The sequence below is a fragment of the Methylobacterium bullatum genome (assembly GCF_014845095.1).
Classification (GTDB): Bacteria; Pseudomonadota; Alphaproteobacteria; order Rhizobiales; family Beijerinckiaceae; genus Methylobacterium; species Methylobacterium bullatum.
Map to the genome: position 1 here is coordinate 1 of NZ_NKUG01000246.1, position 1467 is coordinate 1467.

Annotated in this window: 1 protein-coding gene; it reads left to right on the top strand. The window is 68.2% G+C overall.

Annotation, left to right across the window (positions count from 1 at the left end; all coding sequences use genetic code 11):
• Positions 1 to 127 precede the first annotated feature (127 nt).
• Positions 128 to 1123 (top strand): amino acid ABC transporter substrate-binding protein, encoded by a 996-nt coding sequence (locus MBTS_RS22675; RefSeq protein ID WP_192216548.1) that lies wholly within the window; start codon positions 128 to 130, stop codon positions 1121 to 1123.
• The last annotated feature ends 344 nt before the right edge of the window (positions 1124 to 1467 follow it).

Here is a 1467-nt window from a genome sequence, read left to right on the forward strand (position 1 = left end):
CATCCTGAGGTGCCGCGCGAGCGGCCTCGAAGGAGCCCTCCAGTCATCGCAAGGCAGACTGGAGGGCTCCTTCGAGGCTTTCGCGATGCGAAAGCACCTCAGGATGAGGTTTTGGGTGGGAGGGATCATGCTGTTCTGCCTCACTCCCGCCCTCGCCCAGAACGGTTCCGCCCAAGGCACCCTCGCCCGGGTCAAGGCGCGGGGGCATCTCGTCTGCGGCGTCAGCGGCGGGGTGGCGGGGTTCAGCATTCCGGACAGCCAGGGCCAGTGGCGCGGGCTCGACGTGGATTTCTGCCGGGCGCTTGCCGCGGCGATCTTCGACGATCCGGCCAAGGTGCGGTTCATCCCGCAATCCTCGGCCGCGCGCTTCACCGCCCTGCAATCGGGCGAGATCGACGTCCTGTCGCGCAACACCACCTGGACCCTGTCGCGCGACACCGCCGCCATGAACTTCCCGGTCATCACTTTCTATGACGGGCAGGGGTTCCTGGTGCGCAAGTCCCTGAACATCGCGTCGGTGAAACAGCTCGACCGGGCGACGATCTGCCTGCAGCAGGGCACCACCACCGAGCTCAACCTCGCCGATTGGTTCCGCACGCGGGGGCTGACCTACAAGGTCGTCACCTTCGCCAATAGCGAGCAGACGCTGGGTGCCTACGAATCCGGCCGCTGCGATGCCTATTCCACCGACAAGTCCTCCCTCTACGGCGAGCGCCTGAAGACGGCGCATCCGGACGAGCACGTCATCCTCGACGAGGCGATCTCGAAGGAGCCGTTCGCCCCCGGCGTGCGCCAGGGCGACGACCAGTGGCGCGATCTCGTCGCCTGGACCCATTACGCCATGATCGACGCCGAGGAGGCGGGCATCACGCAGGCCAATGTCGAGGAGATGCGCCGATCGGCGCTGAGCCCCGACGCAAAGCGCATCCTCGGCCTCGAGGGCAAATACGGCGAGGGCCTCGGCCTCACCACCGACTGGGCCTACCGGATCGTCCGCCATGTGGGCAATTACGGCGACGCGTTCGAGCGCAATGTCGGTGCGCAGACACCGCTGAAGATCCCGCGCGGCCTGAATGCCCTCTGGAACCAGGGCGGCCTGCAATACGGGCCTCCGATCCGGTGAGGGGCGTGTGGCACTCCCCCTCTCCCCGCTTGCGGGGAGAGGGTTTCGGCCCCCTCGCCGGGGCCGAAACGAGGCGGCAGCCGAGGGTGAGGGGGGGGCTTCGGACGAGCCTCTTCCGGGGGCACCCCCTCACCCTCGCTGCGGCTGACGCCTTCGCTTGCCGCAGGGACGACGAGGTCCCCGCGGCCCTCTCCCCGCCCAGCGGGGAGAGGGGATGGCGCGCGGATTTCTCGTTCAACGGGAAGCGGCTCCATGGCTGAATCCCGAAAGACCTCCCTTCGCGCCCTCGCGCTCCAGATCGTCCTGGCGCTCGCCGTCGCCGGCCTCGTCTATTTCGCCGCCGG